Here is a 17,914-nt window from a genome sequence, read left to right on the forward strand (position 1 = left end):
GATACGTCGTGAAGAAGTTACTCCTGGCGGTCCTGCCGGTGTTGGTGATCCTCACCGCGCTGCCCATGATCGGCGCCGTGATGATCACGATGTCGACCCAGGCTGCCGCCGAGTGCCGCACCCAGGCCGACACCAGCGTGTCCAGCGCCCTGGGCGACCTCGGCGACATCGAGGGCCCGGTCGGCGGGCCCATCACAGGAGCGGTCACCCTCTCGCAGGCCAACATCAAGGTCAGCCTTCCGCTCGAGGCGTTCAACTCCGACGTCCGCAAAGCCCTCACCCACGACCCCGACTTCCTCACCCTCAACGAGGTCAGCAGCCGCAGCATCGACCAGATCACGAGCGCCGCCCCGGGCTACGACGCCTTCCGCGAGGCCCCCGCCGCAGGCACTGACTCGAACGAGTCGAAGAACAACGCGGTGCTGTGGAAGCGCGACGTCTGGACCAAGGTCAACGCCGGCCGCGTCCAGATCGTCTCGGACGACCAGCTCTACTTCAAGGGCGAGCCACGCACCTGGGACCGGTACGCGACCTGGGTGATGCTGCAGCGCAAGAGCGACGGCGCCGTGATCTCGGTCATCGCCACGCACCACATGACCAACCCCCACAAGTTCCCCCGCCAGCACGGCAACCCAGCCCTGACCCGCGCCCAGCAGTACGGCGCCGGGATGGACATCCTCGTCCAGCTGACGAACTCGCTGGCCTCCCACGGCCCGGTCGTCATCGGCGGCGACATGAACACCCACGCCTCCTACACCGACCTGCCCTGGTCGGCGGTCTCAAAGATGCAAGCCGCCGGCTACGGGTGGGCAAACCACTCGGTCGACTTCGTCTTCTTCCCCCAGAGCCAGGGCACGCGTCTGGCCAACAGCTGGACCGGCCCGATGGCCTCCGACCACCAGTGGCTCACCGCGCGAATCGACATGAACGGCGCCGGCCCCAGCTCCGCCACCGGCCCAACCCCCGGCATCGCCACGGTGGCAGACACCTCAAGCACTGACTCGGGTCGTTCCGGCGACGTCGACGACGGGGCCGCCGCCCCGCCGGCCGGCGACGTCCTCCCCGCACTGATGCAGCTGCGCTTCTCCGACGCCTACCCCACCCTGACCGGTGAGCAGGCCCGCAACGCGGCCACCATCGCCCAGGTCGCCCGCGACCTGCGCATCCCCCACTACGGCCTCCAGGTCGCGATCGCCACGGCGATCCAGGAGTCCAAGCTGGTCAACCTCGACGGCGGCGACCGCGACTCCGGCGGCCTGTTCCAGCAACGCCCCTCGACCGGTTGGGGCAGCCGCGCCCAGGTCACCAACCCGACCCTGGCGGCCCAGGCCTTCTTCGGCCGAGCCCAACACACCAGCAACCCCGGGCTGCTCGACATCCCCGGCTGGGAGCAGATGCCGGTGACTGAGGCCGCCCAGGCCGTGCAGCGCTCTGGGCTCCCCGACGCCTACGCCCAGTGGGAGGACGTCGCCGGCGACATCACCGACATCCTCGGCGGCGACCTTCCCGACATCCCCGGCGGCGATGTCGAGAACACCTCCACCACGACGTCGACCGGCAGCTGCATCGACGGCGACACCATCGCCCCGATCACCGTCGGCACCCTCAACATCCTCGGCGCCGGCCACACCGACGGCAAGGCAGGCGGCGGCAACGAACGCGGCGGCTTCGGCGGCTGGCAGGCCCGGCTGCCCGGTGCGATGAGCGCGCTCGAGGGCGCCGGGATCACCATTGCTGCGCTCCAGGAGGTCCACGGCCCGCAAGCCGACGCACTCGCCAGCCGCTACTCCCAACAGTGGGGCATATACCCGTCCTCGGGACCCACCCAGAACAAGGTCATCTGGGACCTCAACGAGTGGACCGCCACCGACCAGCGGCTCGTCGACATCCCCTACTTCGGCGGCAAGAACGTCGGCATGCCGCTGGTACAGCTGACCTCGACCACCACCGGCCAGGCGATCTGGGTCTGGAGCATCCACAACCCGGCCAACACCCAGGGCAACGCCTCCACCCATCGCGTGGAGGCGCTGCGCAGACAGCTCGACACCCTCAACGACCTGGCTGCCACCGGCACGCCCACGGTCATCATGGGCGACTTCAACGACGGGAACGATGGCCAGAACGCCTCACACTGCGTGCTCACCCCGACCCTGACCAACGCCTTCGGCGGCTCCTCGGCACCGTGCCGGCAGCCGAAGGAGGACGCCCCGATCGACCACATCTACGGCGCCAACCTCACCTGGGCCAGCGCACGGGTCGACAACAGCACCCAGTCGCAGAAGCTCAGTGACCACCCGCTCGTCGTGGCCACCACCGCCGGCAGCAGCGCCGGATGCGCCCTGACCTCGGGGGCGACCAACACCAACTACAACCTCGGGCAGGTCAAGCCCCAGCTGACCCAGCTCGTCAACGTCCTGGGCCCGATGTTCGACATCAAGACCGTCGGCGGCTACCGCGACAGCGCCACCGACCCCAACGGCCACCCCGCGGGTCTGGCGGCCGACTTCATGGTCCCGCTCAGCGCCGCCGGCCGCGCCCAAGGGCAGGCGCTCGCCGACTACGCCAAGCAGCACGCCAGCGAGCTCGGGATCGACTACATCATCTGGTACCAGCAGATCTGGTCGACCAGCCGCACCGGCGAGGGCTGGCGCCCCATGGACAGCCGAGGCAGCGCCACCGAGGACCACCGCGACCACGTCCACATCAACGTCAAGCCCGGCGACCCCTTCTCTGTTGGCGTCGGTCCCATCTCCAGCGGCGGCGAGACAGCCAGCTGCTCCGAGATCGTCTACCCGGTCCCCGCCGCCTACGTCGCCAGCGACGCCCACAACTGGCACAGCCAGGGAAGCGCCTGGGAGTCCTGGCACACCGGCACCGACTTCGGAGCGCCATGCGGCACCCCCGTCTACGCCGCCCACGCCGGCACCGTCGAGATCGACACCACCCAGTCCTGGGCCGGCCCCACCCTGGTCAAGGTCAGCACCGGCGCCAACTCCCTGACCACCTGGTACGCCCACATGCAGCAGGTCACCGTCAGCCGCGGCGAGACCGTCCAGGCCGGCCAGCAGATCGGCATGGCCGGCGACAAGGGAAACTCACGCGGCTGCCACCTGCACTTCGAGGTCCACCTCGAGAACGGCTCGATCTACGGCCCCGACAACGTCGACCCCTCCCAATGGCTGGCCGAGAACGCCTCCCCGAACCTCGGCACAGCGGCCGCTCAAGCGGCATAAGAGCCGCCCAGACCGCCCGGTGACAGAACGACGTCCCTTCGTGCGGTCAACACCACCCGCGCCGCGGTGATCGCTCCCACGCCTCCCACTGACCTAGGAGACCGGGCGGACCCGGCCCCGAGAAGTACCTGGCAACGGAAGGCGGAGCACCGTGCAGCGAGAACGTCGACGAGACCCCTACCCCTGGACCTGGGAGATCCCCGTGGGCGTGGCCCTGGCCGGCGGGTTCGCCATCGTCACCGGGCTCCAACTCGGTCGCTCCCTGGCCAACCTCGTCGCCGGCGCCGGCTGGACCTGGCCCGACCCGGACGCCGGACAGTTCACCTCGCCGATCGGCACCGCCTTCTGGACCAGCCTGCCCGGCGTCGTCACCGGCGACTCCAGCGCCGGCCTGGCCCAGGACGAGGCCAGCAACGGCCGGCTCGCCGGTCCGACCCTGACGTGGGGCTGCGTGATCGTCACCGAGCTCCTCGTGGTCGCAGCGCTCGGCTGGCTGGCGATCTTCGTCCTCCAGCGTTGGGGACCCGGCCGCATGCGCGGCATGGCCACCTCAGCCGAGGCCGAGCGGATGCTCGGAGTCACCAGGCTCCGCAAGGTCGCCGGCATCGTCCGCCCGGACCTCCACGGGAAGCACGCCAGCCCCGCGCCCACGACCTCTCTCGACGGATCGGCCGGCCGCGCCCAAGGCACACCCGGCGACACAGCCGAGCAACCCGGGCCGCAGCTCGGCCGCGGGCTGAGCCCGTGGCTGGTAGCCGGCCGCGGAACCAAGGAGAAGCCATGAACGACCAGACCCCGCAGACACCGCTTGGTGTCACCACCACGGCCGCAGACTCCCGGAGGGGTGTCATGAAGAGGCGCTTCGACCCCTGGGACGTCGGCTGGCGCATCGGAGACGCACACGAGCCCCGTGGCGGCGAGCTGTGGGTCCCGTGGGACCGCACCGCAGGCGTGATCGGGCCGCAGGGCTCCGGCAAGACCCTCGACCTGCTGACCCCCGCACTCCTCGGCGCCCCCGGAGCCGCGCTGGTGACGCTCACGAAGGTCGAGGACCTGCTGCTCAGCCTCACCGAACGCTCCCGCAACGACCGGCCCTGCGTCGTGCTCGACCCCTTCGGGCTCGCCGAGGGCATCTGGGGTCACGGCGTCGACGAGCTGATCTGGGACCCGATCGCCGGCTGCGTCGACCCCAAGGTGGCCGAACGCCGCGCCAAAGCCTTCACCGCCGGCACCGTCAAGGGAGCCATCAACGGCGGCACCGGCGACGAGGCAGCCCGGTTCTACGCCGCCGAGTCGGCCAAGGTGCTGCAGGGCTACTTCCACGCCGCCGCGCTGACCGGCAAGACGCTCGAGGACGTGCTGCAGTGGGTCGCCAACCCCACCGCAGCCTCACAGCCGATGGAGATCCTGCGCCGACACCCGCACGCCGAACCGTTCTGGCACGGCCTGCTCCACGGTGCGCTCAACGGCGACGACCGCACCGCCGGCAACACGATCACCACAGTGCAGCAGGCGGTCTCCCTGTTCTTCCAGGCCGAAACCCGCCGCCGCTGCATTCCCGGCCACGGACGGCCGGCGACCGACCTCGCCGACGTGATCCGGCGCCGCGGCACCATCTACCTCCTCGGCCGCGAAGACCCCTACGCGAGCGCCAGCCCGCTGATGACTGCCGTGGCCGAGCACGTGCTGGACACCGGACTGTTGCTGGCCAACAGCTCCCCGTGGGGCGGGCGGCTGTGCCCACCGCTGGTGTCGGTGCTCGACGAGCTGCCATCGACCGCGCCGCTTCCGACCCTGCGCACCCGGATGGCCAACGAACGCGCCCTCGGCCTGTCGTTCATCTGGGCCGCGCAGACCCGTCCCCAGCTGACCAGCATCTTCGGCGAGCACGAGGCCCGGGCGCTGCTCGGCCTCACCAACGCCCTCGTCATGTTCGGCGGGTCCAAGGACGTCCAGTTCAACCAGGAGATCTCCGACCTCCTCGGCACGGTCCGCGTCGGCCGCGTCACCCACCAGGCCGGCGGAACCCACGGCGGCGGCCGCAGCTACTCCGGGGACGACATCCCGATCATGCGACCCGAGGAAGTCCGCCAGCTGCCCGAGCGCCAGGCGCTCGTGATCGCCGAGAACGGCAAACCGATCATCGCCAAGCTCCACCGCTGCGTCGAAGGCAAGGCCGGTGCACGTCTGCTCGCCGACCAGCGGACGCTGCGCGAGCAGCTCACCAGCGACCGGCGCATGGTCGTCACCCCCGACGCCCGGGCGGCCGCCGCCCTCGCCGAGGCACGGCGCCTCGGCTTCGTCGACGACGACACCGACCACCTCACCCGCGGCGACCGCGCAAGGAGCGAGCGGTGACCAGCCCCCAGCACAGCCGGCGCGCGGCCCCGGCGGCGATGGTGTTCGCGTTCCCGACGCCGGGAGAGGAAGTCCGGCTGGCCTACCGCGAGCTCCACATCGCCGTCAACGGCTCAGAGGACCAGAAGAAGGCGCTGGGCAACCACGCGCTGCTGCCGAGGCCGTGGGAGCCGGCGAGGTGCCTGGACCCCGATCTGCGGCACGGGCTGTGGGAATGGCTCGAGGAAGTCGTGATCTGGCTCAATCACGACTACTCCTGGGACGTCGCCGGGCTCATCCCCAGCTGCTGGCCGTCCCACCCGCACCTGGTCCACGAGATCGCGGTCCTCGCCGACCAGCGTCGACGAGCCGGCCTGGCGATGACCAGCGACGCACTTGAGGAGTGGCACCGCTACTGCCTGCCCGCCTTCACCGACCGGATGCGCAACCGCCTGCGCGCGCACTGCGATGACGACCACAAGGGATGGCCGGCCAAGCCGCGGCACAGCGAGCACGTCGCCGAGGCCGCCACCGAGCGCCGCGAGAACGCCTTCGCCCACGACGTCGACGCACTGCCCGCCAGCCAGCGCCGCGCCGACGACCAGGCGACCCGACGCGATGCGCCGCCTCGGCTCGGTCTGGTCGACCTCGACACCGGCGAAATCCAAGACGACGAGCAGCCCGGTGCGCAGAAGCGCACCCGCACCGAGAAGGGACCAAGGGAATGACGCAGGAAACAACTCGACGAACCAACGCCGCGACGATGTCGATCAACGAGCGCTCCCAGGCCATCGGCCGCGCCCAGCGCGCACTCAAAGCCCTGGGTGAGCACCCCCGCTCGAGCAAGAAGGAACTCGGCCACGCACGCGAGCACCTCAACGCCTGCTACTCCCACGGCTCGGGCGACCACGTCTGGGACGCGGTGTCGAAGGTGGAGACGATGGCCGAACGGCGCTACGGAGCGCCAAGCCCAGACGAACAGGACCACGCGATCGAATCAAGCCGTGAGACCTCGGACTCCCAGGAGCCTGCGACACACCTGCGCGGCCGCTCCGAGGAGGACCGCGCCGTCTCATGGTCGACGCCGCCCGACGCCGCCACGCGACGGCCAGCGCCCACTGCGACACCATGAACAGTCCCGCAGCGCGACCAACGGCCCGAATCGGTCTCAGAACGCCGCTGAGAGACACGATCCGCCGTCCAACACCCGCCCCCGAGCGGACCGCTTGCGTGGGAGCGATTCTCAGCGTTCCCACCGAGGCGACGCGACGACCCTAGAAGCCATGCCCGAACCGGCCCGCGACGTGGCACTCATCCTGCTGACCATCGCCTACCTCGGCGGTGCCGTGCTGATACTCGTGGCACTCACCAAGGTCATCCTCGCCTGGTCGACCAGCTGGCGACCAGACGAGGACGCCGATCCGGGTGACATCGACGGTCTGCGACAGCTGGCCGCCGCAGCGATGACCGCGGTCGCGTCACGCGCGAGTGTGGCGGCGCCCGCCGTCGATGTCGTAACGGTCCTCGGAGTGCCACTCGCCAATAGCGGGGGACCGGTGACTGGCGATGGCGGCCTGGCCGTCACGCGGTTCCGCGTCGGCCACGCGCCCACCGTGGTGTTCGCAACCGCTGCGCTGACCGGGCTGAGTCCCGCCGCGGTGCACAGCCTGGCCGCCCACGAACTCGCGCACGTCATCCGACGCGAACGCAGCTCGGCCGCGGGCCGCTACGCGTGGCTCGCCGGCTACCTGGTGCTGATGGGGACCGGCGCCAGTCTCGGCGTGACCGCGCTGGGGACGTCACCGCAGCTCGGCGGCCTGGCACTGACGGCGACGCTGGCCACCGCAGTCGCGCTCCTGGGCCTCCAGGTCGCCTTCGACCGACGCGAGGAGATCGCCGCGGACCTGTTCGCGGTCGAACTGACCCACGACCTCGCCGCGGCCGCCGAGCTGATGCGGTTCCTCGACGAACACGTGACCAGGCCGCTGCCCGATGGGCGGCCCGCCCGAGGATTGGCCCGCCTCGAGCGACGCTGGCTCGCAGCTCACCCACCGGCGCCGGCGCGGCTTGCGGCCATGCGCCGTCACCTGGCCGAAGAGCCCGGACGATAGTGCCCGCTGGACCCTCCGCCACCGGTAACCCATCGCGGACGGGTCATCCGGGACGCATGGCCATGGCTAGACGCGCTGGCCTGTACTGATCCCATAGATCGTTCCTCCCACGGGACGGCACGCCATCGGCCTGGTGCCGGTCACGGCCGCGTCGCAGACGTTGCGGTCCTGCAACAAACTCGGTTCGGAGGGTCAGGATGCTGGACCAGCCTGATCCGTCGAGTCGCCCGGGGCAGGGACGACGGCTCAGGAGCCGCGTTGGTGGTCCGCTCTTGCGTCGTCGGGTCCCCAGCGCGCCACCTGAATAGCCGCCACCGGGCGAGAGCGGCCGCGGTCGGGTGCGGACCGATCATCCCCGGCCAGCCGCTCACGCCGAGTCAGGAGCCCTACGTACGCGAGGACGAGGCGTTCGAGGCAAGCGTCGTGCTCCCGACGTGGGAGAAGCGCAAGACCGCGCTCGAAGCCGAACGCCTCGAGTTGCACCCGCGACGCGAACGGCATCCTCATCATCCGCGATGTCGACGGCACCCCGTTCGTTGCCTACAAGCCGCTTGGCCCCGATGCCCCGGCACCCACCCGGGCGACCCCGATCGATCCCGCACTCGTCCTGCGCTACACCGAGGCATGCCCGAACTTCGAGGAGTCCGCGCAAGGGGGCGACGGAGTCGGGCAAGTCGTTCGCGACGGGACCGGCCGAGCCGTGTTCGGCATCTCCCTAGCGATCCCCAGCGCCCGCTTCGAACGAGCAGTGCTGCCCAACTACGTTCGCGCCCTACAAGAGACCACTCGACACCACGCCCCGTATCGGTCGCGATCTCAACACCGGCCTGCGTCCGCGTCCCCTGCTCAGCGCCGACGACGAGGGCACCTGGGCTGAGGTCGGTTACCCCTCATCCGCCACCACAGCGAAACTCCAGCACGCCACCCTTGGCGAGACCGGTTGCGACCCCCACGTCGCAACACCTGAACTGAGGGTGACGACATCCAAGCGACTTATCAGTTCAACTTATTAATTCGTCTTGATTTGGTCTTTGTGTTACTGGCCACAGGATCCTTAGCATTCGTACGAGGGAGCCACTATGCGCAATCGAAAGTCGCAGCAGAAGCGCTCCAGCAGGCAAAACCAGCATTCGACGAGGGCGAGGAAAAATGACAATCGGCGAGACGGTCTCCGACGTTGCGCTCACCGACCTGAGTCGGTGGAATGATCGCGTCCTGGAGGACCGGGTTCATCGAACCCTCTACACCGATCCGGCCGTGTTCGAGGAAGAGATCGTCAAGGTCTTCGGCGGACAGTCCTGGGTCTACCTGGCCCACGAGTCTCAGCTGCCGAAGCCCCACTCCTATCTCTCGGTGCGGATGGGCCAGCGACCGCTGCTCCTGACCCGAGACCGCAACGGCGCCCTCCACGGCATCTTCAACCGGTGCTCACACCGTGGCGCGACCATCTGTCGCGACGAGGCCGGGGTGGCCAAAAGCTTTCAGTGTCCGTATCACGGGTGGACGTTCCGCAACACCGGGGAGCTGGTCGGCGCGCCGTGGCCCGAGGGCTATGGCATGGACTTCGACAAGTCGCAGTTCGGGCTGCGCAAGGTCAATCGCATCGAGACCTACCGTGGCTTCATCTTCGGCACCCTCAATGAGGGTGCCCCCTCGGTGCCCGATTGGCTCGGGCCGGCCACCACGTGGCTCGACTACTGGATCGACCGGGCGCCCAACGGCGAGGTCTTCGTCCGCAGCGCGGCCTACCGGATGGGGTACCGCGGCAACTGGAAGTTGGCCTACGACAACGCCGGCGACGGCTACCACCCCTCTTTCTCGCACCGCTCGCTGCTGGAGATGGCCTCGCGCATGGGGGAGTCCAAGGACATGTCCTACTTCGGACGCACCCCGGACGACGGACCGATGCGCTCCTACTCACTGGGAAACGGGCACAGCGTCATCGACCAGCGGTCCGCCCACGAGGGAGGCTTCTGGGTCAATCAGCGTCCGCAGCCCGGCCGGGAGAGGTTCGAGGAGGAGATCCGCGCCACGTATCCCGAGCGCGCCGACGAGCTCCTGGACCTGTGCGTGGGCGCCCAGATCAACCTCAGCATCTTCCCGAACCTGCTCATCATCGGGAACCAGATCCAGGTGATCGAGCCCCTCGCCGTCAACCGGACCCAGCTCACGTGGCATGCCACCTCCATCGGAGGGGTCCCCGAGGAGGTCAACACTGTCCGGATGCGGACCCAGGAAGACTTCCCCGCCTTCGGCGAGCCTGACGACCAAGCCAACTTCGAAGAGGTTCAGCGCGGCCTCGACGTCGTCGAAGAGGAGTGGATCTTGATGAACCGGGGTCTTGGAACCGGCTGGCAGTCCGCCGCCGAGGACGGTGTGGTCTCCACCGCCGTCACTGACGAGCTGCACATGCGCAGCTACTACGCGGAATGGATCAAGCGCATGGACGGAGCCCAGGCATGAGCACCTCATCGATTCCGGCCCAGTACGCCGACACCTCGTCCTTCTCCTACCACGTCGACGCTGCCTTCTACGACCGCCTGGATCACTACCGCGACAGCTTCGGCGAGGACTGGCCATCCCCCGAGGCGGCCACCCTCGCTCAAGCCACAGCATTCCTGGTCCGAGAAGCACGTCTGGTCGACGAGGGGCGGTTCAACGACTGGCTGGACCTCTTCACCGACGACTGCCTGTACTGGGTCCCGGTCACCTCCGGCGGGGGGGAGCCTCGCACCGAGGTCTCCCACGCCTTCGACGACCGTCGCCGGCTCACCGACCGCGTCTACTGGCTCCGCACGGGCCTGGCCTACAGCCAGATTCCCGCCTCGCGGACCGTTCGGATCGTCGGGAACGTCGAGGTCCTCGAGGACGCCGGCGGGGACACCCTCGTCCGCTCCAACTTTATCATCAGCGAGTTCCGTGCGGGCGTGACCAAGACCTACTCCGGCTGGTACGGCCACGTCCTCACCCGCGATGGTGACGGCTGGAAGATCAGGCTCAAGCAAGCCAACCTGCTCGACTCCGAGCAGTACCACGAGAACCTCACGATCGTCTTCTGAGCCATGGCTGACATGACCGAAGCTGAGGAGAACGTGGAGCCACCGCCCCCGAGTGTTGAGCCTGCCGAGCTGGAGCGCCTGCGCCGCGAGAACGCTCTCCTCCACCGCCGGGTCGCCCGCTTGGAGAAGGAAACCGAAGCGGCCAGCGCCCTCATCGCTCAGGCCAAGGCCCTCAAGTTGTGGGACTTCACCCCCTACCGCGTCCATCCCGATGACACCTGGGTCGCCGTGGACCGCCAGAGCGCGAGCGAGCTGCTCGCCGCACTGGCGGGAATCGACCACTGGGACCCCTGGCACACACGAATCGAACCGAGACCCCAACCATGAACGACCAGCTTCCGGTGCTCGTCATCGGCCACATCAAGAACCCTTCCGCCGAAGTCGTGGCGAAGGCCGCCGCCGAGGTCGGCATCCCGTACCACGTCGCCCGGCCCGTCGTCGGCGACGCCCTTCCCCCGCTCGAACACGTCGCAGGCGTCATCGTTCTGGGTGGACCTCAGAGCGCCTACGACGTCGACAACCACCCCTACCTCGCCGAGGAGAAGGCATATATCGCCGACGCGTACAACGCTGACGTGCCGACGATGGCCGTGTGCCTGGGGTCCCAGCTCGCGGCTGAGGCACTCGGCGGCCACGCACTGGCAGGCGACAAGGGCCTCGAGGTCGGGTTCATCGACGTCAAGGCCGTCGAGGACGCGGGGGAGAGCCTGGCGGGGCGGTTCTTCTCGTTCCACTCCGACACGATGGTGCCGCCACCCGGCGCAGTGACGCTCGCGGTCTCGGACCGCTACGTCCAAGCATGGTCATCGGGCTCGGTCCTGGCCATCCAGTTCCACCCCGACCTGGACCGAGCCGGTATCGAGACACTGCTCGGGTTCGAAGCCGACAAGCTCGCCTCCTTCGGCGTCGACGTCCTGGCGCTACGTGAAGAGCTCGCGGCGACCGCACCGTCGCCAGGAGAACGACTGGTTGTCGGCTGGCTTCGAGCCTTGAGGGGCGCGAGCCCCTCGATGTCTTGAGTCGTCAACCCATCCGGTCGAAATCAACCAGTTCGCAATCCAATTCGGAGGCATTCCATGGCAACAACCGCAAAGTTCGTCGAGCAGTACGGTCTCCACTCCGCGGAGCAGCAGGCCGCGGCCCAGCAGTCGCTGGAGTCCATCAAGCAGCACGGCATCGAGATCGTCCGCCTGGTGTGGCCCGACCAGCACGGGCTCCTGCGCGGCAAGGCGCTGACCGTGCCGGCCTACGCTGCAGCGCTCCAGGCCGGCAACGAGATCACGATGGCCCCGTTCTTCTTCGACCCGGCGAACGCGATCGTGCTCAACCCCTTCAGCGCGGACGGCGGTTTCGCCATCGACGGCTTGGGTGGGAGCCCGAACCTGAAGTCCGTTCCGGATCCGGGCACCTTCACGATTCTGCCCTGGGTGGACAACACGGCCCTCGTGTTCGCTGACCTCTACATGACCAACGGTCAGCCCTTCCCGCTCGCTCCCCGGACCATCCTCAAGGAGTCCCTGGCCGCCCTCGCCGCCACCGGCGCCAAGCTCATCGCCGGTCTGGAGATGGAGTGGTACCTGACCCGGTTGGTCGACGACCGACTCGACGGCGGCTCCCTGGGCGCTCCCGGATCCCCGGCGGACCCGCCGCGCGTGGCCCCTGTCGGTCGCGGCTACAACTACCTCCTTGTCGACCACCTCGACGAGATCGACGACGTCCTCAAGCCGATCCGCAAGGCCTTGCTCCAGATGGGGCTGCCGTTGCGCTCCTTCGACGACGAGTGGGCCCCGAGCCAGGTCGAAACGACTTTCGACATCCTCGAGGGCCTCCAGGCTGCCGACTCCGCGGCCCTGTTCCGCACCACGGTCAAGCAGATCGCGAAGCGCCGCGGACACATCGCCTCGTTCATGTGTACCCCTGCGATCGCCGGCTTCTACGCCAACGGATGGCACCTGCACACCTCGCTGGCCGACCTGAACAGCGGCGAGAACCTGATGGTCCCCACCGACAACTCCCCGCTGTCTGAACTCGGGCAGCACTACGTCGGCGGCAGCCTCCAGCACGGCATCGCGGCCTCCGTGTTCACCACGCCGACCATCAACGGCTACCGCCGCCGCCGTCCCTACTCCCTCGCGCCCGACCGGCTCACCTGGGGGCAGGACAACCGCGCGGCCATGATGCGGGTCATCAGTGCACCCAATGACACGGCGTCCCACGTCGAGAACCGGGTCGGTGACTCCGCTGCCAACCCCTATCTCTACATCGCCGCCCAGACCGTGTCGGGACTTGACGGGATCCTGAACAAGGTCGACCCGGGTCCGGTCAGCGAAGACCCCTACGCGGCCGACGTGCCCCAGCTGCCCACCAGCCTGGCCGACGCCGTGGACGCACTCGAGGCAGACTCATTCTTCCGCAAGACCTTCGGTGACGTCTTCATCGACTACATGGTCACCATGAAGCGCAGCGAGGTCACCCGGTACGACGCCTGGGTCGAGGCAAACCCCGACCCCGATACCTACGTCAACGGCGTGACCGACTGGGAGCACCGCGAGTACTTCGAGCTCTTCTGAAGCCCGCACCTCGAAGGGAAGCATTTATGCCGACGATTATCTTCCAAAGCCCCGACGGCACCACCCAGAAGGTGGAGGCCCGGATCGGTGCCTCAGCGATGGAGACCGCGATCAAGCTCGGTGTCCCTGGCATCGTCGCCGAATGCGGCGGCGCAATGGCCTGCGCCACCTGCCACGTCTTCGTCGACCCTCAATGGATCGAGGCGACCGGTGTGGCCGAGGACTTCGAAGCCGAGATGCTCGATGACGCCGAGACACCTCGCCAGGAGCGAAGCAGGCTGTCCTGCCAGCTCCGGATGACCGAGGAACTCGACGGCCTCGAACTCACGATTGCACCCGAACAGTGAGCGAGGCAGGCGACGCGAGGTCGCACACCAGCGTCCTGATCGTGGGAGCGGGCGAAGCCGGACTCGGTGTGGCCACCGAACTGCGTGACCTGGCCTTCGGTGGCCACATCACGGTGATCGGAGACGAGCCCTACCCTCCCTACCAGCGGCCGCCGCTGTCCAAGGGCTTCCTGGAGGGAAAGGAGGACGAGGAAAGCCTTGCTCTGAGGGCACCGGCGTTCCTTGACGAGCACGAGATCGAGGTCCTACAGGGCCGCCGTGTCGTGAGCATCGACCTCGCCGACCAGGGGGGGACCGCGACGCTCGATGACGCAACCACCGTGCAGTTCGAAAAGCTTGCGTTCGCCACCGGTGCCCGGGCACGTGAGTTGCCGGTCCCCGGCGCATCGTTGGCCGGTGTGCACACTCTGCGCACCATCGAGGATGCCAAGCAGGTCCGGTCCACGCTCGTCGACACGGCCCGGCTCGTGGTGGTGGGCGGCGGTTTCATCGGCCTTGAAGTCGCCGCCGCCTCGCGTCGACGTGGGCTTGAGGTGACCGTCCTCGAGGCAACGCCACGTCTCCTGGGCCGGGTATGCGCGCCGCCCCTGTCCGACTACCTGATGAAGAGGCATGCCGCAGCCGGCATCGAGATCCGTCTTGACACGAGCGTCGTCGAGCTCGTGGGCAATGTCGACGGGCAGGTCACCCACGTCCGGCTCGCCGATGGAGCCACCATTCCCGCTGACGTGGTGATCGTGGGTGTGGGTGCCCTGCCCAATGTAGAACTCGCCGAGAAGGCGGGCCTGGAATGTGGCCGTGGGATCGTGGTGGATCAGGCAGGACGAACCTCGGTCGACGGCGTCGTCGCGGTGGGCGATTGCGCCGAACAACCTCACCCGAACCTCCCCGGTCAGCGCTTGACGATCGAGTCGGTGAACAACGCGTTGGAACAGTCCAAGCTGGCCGCTCACGTGCTCACCGGCTCGGAGACTCCACGCCGCGGGGTCGCATGGTTTTGGTCCGATCAGGCCGATCTGAAGATCCAGATCGCCGGCATCTCCGACGGGTATGACGCCTACATCGTGCGCGCGGAGTCCACCCGACTCACCGTTCTCTATTTCCAGCAGAACCGCCTCATCGCCGCTGACGTGGTCAACAACCCGCGGGACTTCATGGCCGTCAAGCGAGCGCTGGGGGAGGGGCGCACCATCGATCCTGAGCGGGCCGATGACCTCACCCTCTCGCTGAAGGAACTCCTGCAGGGCCAGGCATGACCGTCCTTGACGTACCCGCCATCTCGACCGTCGAGCTGACCTCGAGCCGCGCGAGCCCGCTCCTGGTCGTCGGTCCCTCGCTGGGAACTTCGGTCCGAGAGCTGTGGGGGGAGGTGGCCGCTCTCTTGAGCGGCCAGTTCTACGTGCTCGGCTGGGATCTGCCCGGGCACGGCACGAACCGATCGGTATCGGAGCACCCCGTGTCGATGGCCTCCATCGCGCAAGGTGTGGTGGCCGCCGTCGACCGCTTCCTTGCGGTGAACGGCCTGGCTCACCCGCTGTTCGCCTACGCCGGAGACTCGGTGGGTGGCGCGGTGGGACTCCACCTGCTCCTGGAGCATCGGCCACGAATCTCCGGGGCAATCCTGACCTGTACCGGCGCCCGGATCGGGGATACGGCATCGTGGCGCGAACGCGCACACCTGGTCGCCGGCGAGGGCACCGAATTGCTGGTCGAGGGGTCGTTGCAGCGCTGGTTCGGTCCGGGTTTCGCCCAACGCCGACCAGACATCACCGACACCTTCACGCGGCGCCTCCTCGAGGTCGACCCGACGGGTTACGCCCAGGTGTGCGGCGCCCTGGCTGGCTTCGACGTCACCGACCGCCTCGCCGAGATCGACGCGCCGGTCCTCGCGATCGCCGGAGACCAGGACCTCCCGACACCGGTCACGCTGCTGCGCGAGATCGCCGAGGGCGTCCAGGACGGCCACCTCGCCGTCCTACCCGGCGTGGGGCACCTAGCGCCTGTTGAGGCCCCGGAGTCCGTCGCCGAACTCGTCATAGCCCATCTGAGCGCCTGATCCATTTATTCGATTCGCCAATGAATCCACCGATGATTGGTCTTTGTGTGTGATGGAAGAGAACCTCTACCGTGAAGTGATACCCGTCACAACCAGTGCGCGGACAACAGACGAGAGCCCCGGTATGGAACTGCGTCACCTTCGGTACTTCACCGCTGTCGCCGAGACCTGTCACTTCGGACAGGCTGCGGAGCGACTGCTCATCGCTCAGCCCGCGCTCTCACAGGCGATCCGGTCCCTGGAGTCCGAGCTCGGCGTGACTCTGTTGAACCGGACCACCCGTCGCGTCGCGCTCACGCCTGCGGGCGAGTTCTTCCTCGAGGAGAGCCGGCGGATCTTGGCCGCTGTCGAGGACAGCATGCGGGGGGTGCGACGCCTAGCCGACGGCAAGCACGGTCTGGTCCGGCTGGGAACCGTCGGCACCGCGGCGATCTCTCACCTGCCTCATGTCGTTAGGACTCTCAGACGCGAACTGCCCAACATCGCTATCGACGTGCGCGGCGACTTTCTCACCCCCGAGCTGTGCGAAGAGTTGCGGACCGGAGCCATCGACATCGCTCTGCTGCGCCCTCCGGTGGTGGGCGAGGGCATCGCGACCCACATGATCGAGGAGGAGCCGCTGATTCTGGCTCTTCCCGAGGACCACCGCCTCGTCGGCCACTCGGCCCCGCAACTCATCGACCTTCGCAACGAGGACTTCATCGGGTACGCCGGCCGGGACTCCGCGGTCAACCATGCGATCCTTCGCGCCTGCCGGGTAGCCGGATTCGTCCCCGATCGCGCCCACGAGGCGCCGGGAACGGCTGTCCTGCTGTCGTTGGTTGCTGCCGGCATGGGCATTGCCCTCGTGCCGGCCTCGGCACGAGCGTTCCCGCTGGCCGGCGTGCGGTTTCGTGACATCGCCGATGCCGGGACCATCGAGCTGGCGCTCGGGTGGCGCGCCGAGGAACCGCGCCCTGTCGTCAGCGCCGTCGTGGGTGTCCTCGCGGCTGATCGCCAGCTTGCGCACCTGTCCAGCTCGTTCATCGACGAGGTCAGCCTGTGAAGATCGTCAAGGTCGAGGCGATTCCGTTCGCCATCCCGTATGTCAAGCCGCTGCGATTCGCCAGCGGCGAGGTGCACACAGCTGAACACGTCTTGGTGAAGGTCCACACCGATGACGGTGTGGTCGGTGTGGGCGAGGCGCCGCCGCGGCCCTTCACCTACGGTGAGACGCAGGCGGGCATCGTGGCCGTCATCGAGAAGATCTTCGCGCCGCAGCTGATCGGACTCACGCTCCTGGACCGGGAACGGGCCCAGCAGCGCCTCCAGCGCACCGTTGGCAATCCTGCAGCGAAGTCCGCCATCGACATCGCCTTGTGGGACGCCCTCGGAAGCACCCTCAATCAGCCGGTCACCGCGCTGCTGGGCGGATACACCGACCGCCTGCGCGTCTCACACATGCTCGGGTTCGAAGAGCCGGCGAAGATGGTCGCCGAGGCCGAGCGGATGATCGAGACCCATGGGATCCGGACCTTCAAGGTCAAGGTCGGGCGGCAGCCCTACACCCTCGACACGGCCGTCGTCCGGGCACTTCGCGAGCGCTTTGGCAACGAGATCGAACTCTACGTCGACGGCAACCGCGGCTGGAGCGCATCGGAGGCGCTCCGGGCGATGCGGGAGATGGCCGACCTCGGTCTGAGCTTAGCCGAGGAACTGTGCCCAGCCGATGACGTTCTTGGTCGGCGATGGTTGGTCGACCACCTCGATCTCCCCTTCGTCGCCGACGAATCGGTTACCACCCCCGCTGAGGTCACCCGCGAGATCCTTGGCGGCTCCGCCACAGCCCTGAGCATCAAGTGCGCAAGGACTGGGTTCACCCAGAGCCAGCGAGTTCACCACCTCGCCGAAGGACTCGGCCTCGAAGTCGTCATGGGCAACCAGATCGACGGACAGCTCGGCACCATGTGCACCGCCGCCTTCGGGGCTGCCTTCAGCCTGACCGCGCGCCGCGCAGCAGAGCTGTCGAATTTCCTCGACATGAGCGACGACCTCCTCGCCGACCCCCTCGAGATTCACGACGGTGAGCTCGTCGTCCGTCAGGGCGCCGGACTCTCGGTGGAGATCGACGAATCGAAACTCGCCCACTACCGCCTCGACCAGTAGCCGAGACCGGGCGGGCACCGACCCCCTCCGGAACATCCGGAGGTCCCATCAACAGG

The 17,914-nt window shown here is 68.2% G+C and carries 16 protein-coding genes; all 16 read left to right on the forward strand.

Going from position 1 to position 17,914, the window contains the following annotated elements; translation table 11 throughout:
* Positions 1 to 8: 8 nt before the first annotated feature.
* The 16 genes from AAG827_RS06900 (at position 9) to AAG827_RS06975 (ending at position 17,858) form a co-directional block, all read left to right on the forward strand.
* Positions 9 to 3,233, forward strand: coding sequence for a peptidoglycan DD-metalloendopeptidase family protein (locus tag AAG827_RS06900; RefSeq protein WP_341925149.1), 3,225 nt, complete (start codon positions 9 to 11; stop codon positions 3,231 to 3,233).
* Between the two features lie 151 nt (positions 3,234 to 3,384).
* Positions 3,385 to 4,017, forward strand: a complete 633-nt coding sequence (locus tag AAG827_RS06905) for a hypothetical protein (protein ID WP_341925150.1) — start codon at positions 3,385 to 3,387, stop codon at positions 4,015 to 4,017.
* A 65-nt stretch (positions 4,018 to 4,082) separates the two neighbouring features.
* On the forward strand, positions 4,083 to 5,591 hold the full coding sequence (locus AAG827_RS06910) for a TraM recognition domain-containing protein (RefSeq protein ID WP_341925151.1): 1,509 nt from the start codon (positions 4,083 to 4,085) through the stop codon (positions 5,589 to 5,591).
* Complete coding sequence (locus AAG827_RS06915; RefSeq protein ID WP_341925152.1) at positions 5,588 to 6,298, forward strand: hypothetical protein; 711 nt, start codon at positions 5,588 to 5,590, stop codon at positions 6,296 to 6,298. Before AAG827_RS06910 ends, AAG827_RS06915 begins: the two co-directional genes overlap by 4 nt.
* A gap of 35 nt (positions 6,299 to 6,333) precedes the next feature.
* Complete coding sequence (locus tag AAG827_RS06920) at positions 6,334 to 6,702, forward strand: hypothetical protein (RefSeq protein ID WP_341925153.1); 369 nt, start codon at positions 6,334 to 6,336, stop codon at positions 6,700 to 6,702.
* Positions 6,703 to 6,853: 151 nt separating this feature from the next.
* Positions 6,854 to 7,681, forward strand: a complete 828-nt coding sequence (locus AAG827_RS06925; RefSeq protein ID WP_341925154.1) for a M48 family metalloprotease — start codon at positions 6,854 to 6,856, stop codon at positions 7,679 to 7,681.
* Positions 7,682 to 8,830: 1,149 nt separating this feature from the next.
* Complete coding sequence (locus tag AAG827_RS06930) at positions 8,831 to 10,144, forward strand: aromatic ring-hydroxylating dioxygenase subunit alpha (protein ID WP_341925155.1); 1,314 nt, start codon at positions 8,831 to 8,833, stop codon at positions 10,142 to 10,144.
* Positions 10,141 to 10,740 carry an aromatic-ring-hydroxylating dioxygenase subunit beta gene (locus tag AAG827_RS06935; RefSeq protein ID WP_341925156.1) on the forward strand — a complete coding sequence of 200 codons (600 nt, stop codon included), beginning with the start codon at positions 10,141 to 10,143 and terminating at the stop codon, positions 10,738 to 10,740. Before AAG827_RS06930 ends, AAG827_RS06935 begins: the two co-directional genes overlap by 4 nt.
* A 3-nt stretch (positions 10,741 to 10,743) precedes the next feature.
* Complete coding sequence (locus tag AAG827_RS06940) at positions 10,744 to 11,067, forward strand: hypothetical protein (protein ID WP_341925157.1); 324 nt, start codon at positions 10,744 to 10,746, stop codon at positions 11,065 to 11,067.
* Entirely contained in the window at positions 11,064 to 11,759 is a 696-nt protein-coding gene (locus AAG827_RS06945) for a type 1 glutamine amidotransferase (RefSeq protein ID WP_341925158.1), read from the forward strand. Before AAG827_RS06940 ends, AAG827_RS06945 begins: the two co-directional genes overlap by 4 nt.
* A gap of 57 nt (positions 11,760 to 11,816) precedes the next feature.
* Positions 11,817 to 13,310 (forward strand): glutamine synthetase family protein, encoded by a 1,494-nt coding sequence (locus tag AAG827_RS06950; RefSeq protein ID WP_341925159.1) that lies wholly within the window; start codon positions 11,817 to 11,819, stop codon positions 13,308 to 13,310.
* A 26-nt stretch (positions 13,311 to 13,336) separates the two neighbouring features.
* On the forward strand, positions 13,337 to 13,657 hold the full coding sequence (locus AAG827_RS06955; protein WP_341925160.1) for a 2Fe-2S iron-sulfur cluster-binding protein: 321 nt from the start codon (positions 13,337 to 13,339) through the stop codon (positions 13,655 to 13,657).
* Positions 13,658 to 13,698: 41 nt separating this feature from the next.
* Positions 13,699 to 14,913 (forward strand): FAD-dependent oxidoreductase, encoded by a 1,215-nt coding sequence (locus AAG827_RS06960; protein WP_341925161.1) that lies wholly within the window; start codon positions 13,699 to 13,701, stop codon positions 14,911 to 14,913.
* Positions 14,910 to 15,713, forward strand: a complete 804-nt coding sequence (locus AAG827_RS06965; protein ID WP_341925162.1) for an alpha/beta fold hydrolase — start codon at positions 14,910 to 14,912, stop codon at positions 15,711 to 15,713. The genes AAG827_RS06960 and AAG827_RS06965 overlap by 4 nt, the downstream gene beginning before the upstream one ends.
* Positions 15,714 to 15,765: 52 nt before the next feature.
* A complete protein-coding gene (locus AAG827_RS06970) occupies positions 15,766 to 16,758 on the forward strand; it encodes a LysR substrate-binding domain-containing protein (protein WP_341925163.1) in 993 nt (330 codons plus the stop codon).
* A complete protein-coding gene (locus AAG827_RS06975; protein WP_341925165.1) occupies positions 16,755 to 17,858 on the forward strand; it encodes an enolase C-terminal domain-like protein in 1,104 nt (367 codons plus the stop codon). Before AAG827_RS06970 ends, AAG827_RS06975 begins: the two co-directional genes overlap by 4 nt.
* Positions 17,859 to 17,914: the final 56 nt, after the last annotated feature.

Source organism: Nocardioides psychrotolerans (assembly GCF_943371775.1).
GTDB lineage: Bacteria > Actinomycetota > Actinomycetes > Propionibacteriales > Nocardioidaceae > Nocardioides > Nocardioides psychrotolerans_A.

Coding starts and splice junctions, on each gene's coding strand:
- AAG827_RS06910 (WP_341925151.1), top strand. CDS start 4,083: ATGAAGAGGCGCTTCGACCCCTGGGACGTCGGCTGGCGCATCGGAGAC.
- AAG827_RS06920 (WP_341925153.1), top strand. CDS start 6,334: ATGTCGATCAACGAGCGCTCCCAGGCCATCGGCCGCGCCCAGCGCGCA.
- AAG827_RS06925 (WP_341925154.1), top strand. CDS start 6,854: ATGCCCGAACCGGCCCGCGACGTGGCACTCATCCTGCTGACCATCGCC.
- AAG827_RS06930 (WP_341925155.1), top strand. CDS start 8,831: ATGACAATCGGCGAGACGGTCTCCGACGTTGCGCTCACCGACCTGAGT.
- AAG827_RS06935 (WP_341925156.1), top strand. CDS start 10,141: ATGAGCACCTCATCGATTCCGGCCCAGTACGCCGACACCTCGTCCTTC.
- AAG827_RS06940 (WP_341925157.1), top strand. CDS start 10,744: ATGGCTGACATGACCGAAGCTGAGGAGAACGTGGAGCCACCGCCCCCG.
- AAG827_RS06945 (WP_341925158.1), top strand. CDS start 11,064: ATGAACGACCAGCTTCCGGTGCTCGTCATCGGCCACATCAAGAACCCT.
- AAG827_RS06950 (WP_341925159.1), top strand. CDS start 11,817: ATGGCAACAACCGCAAAGTTCGTCGAGCAGTACGGTCTCCACTCCGCG.
- AAG827_RS06955 (WP_341925160.1), top strand. CDS start 13,337: ATGCCGACGATTATCTTCCAAAGCCCCGACGGCACCACCCAGAAGGTG.
- AAG827_RS06965 (WP_341925162.1), top strand. CDS start 14,910: ATGACCGTCCTTGACGTACCCGCCATCTCGACCGTCGAGCTGACCTCG.
- AAG827_RS06970 (WP_341925163.1), top strand. CDS start 15,766: ATGGAAGAGAACCTCTACCGTGAAGTGATACCCGTCACAACCAGTGCG.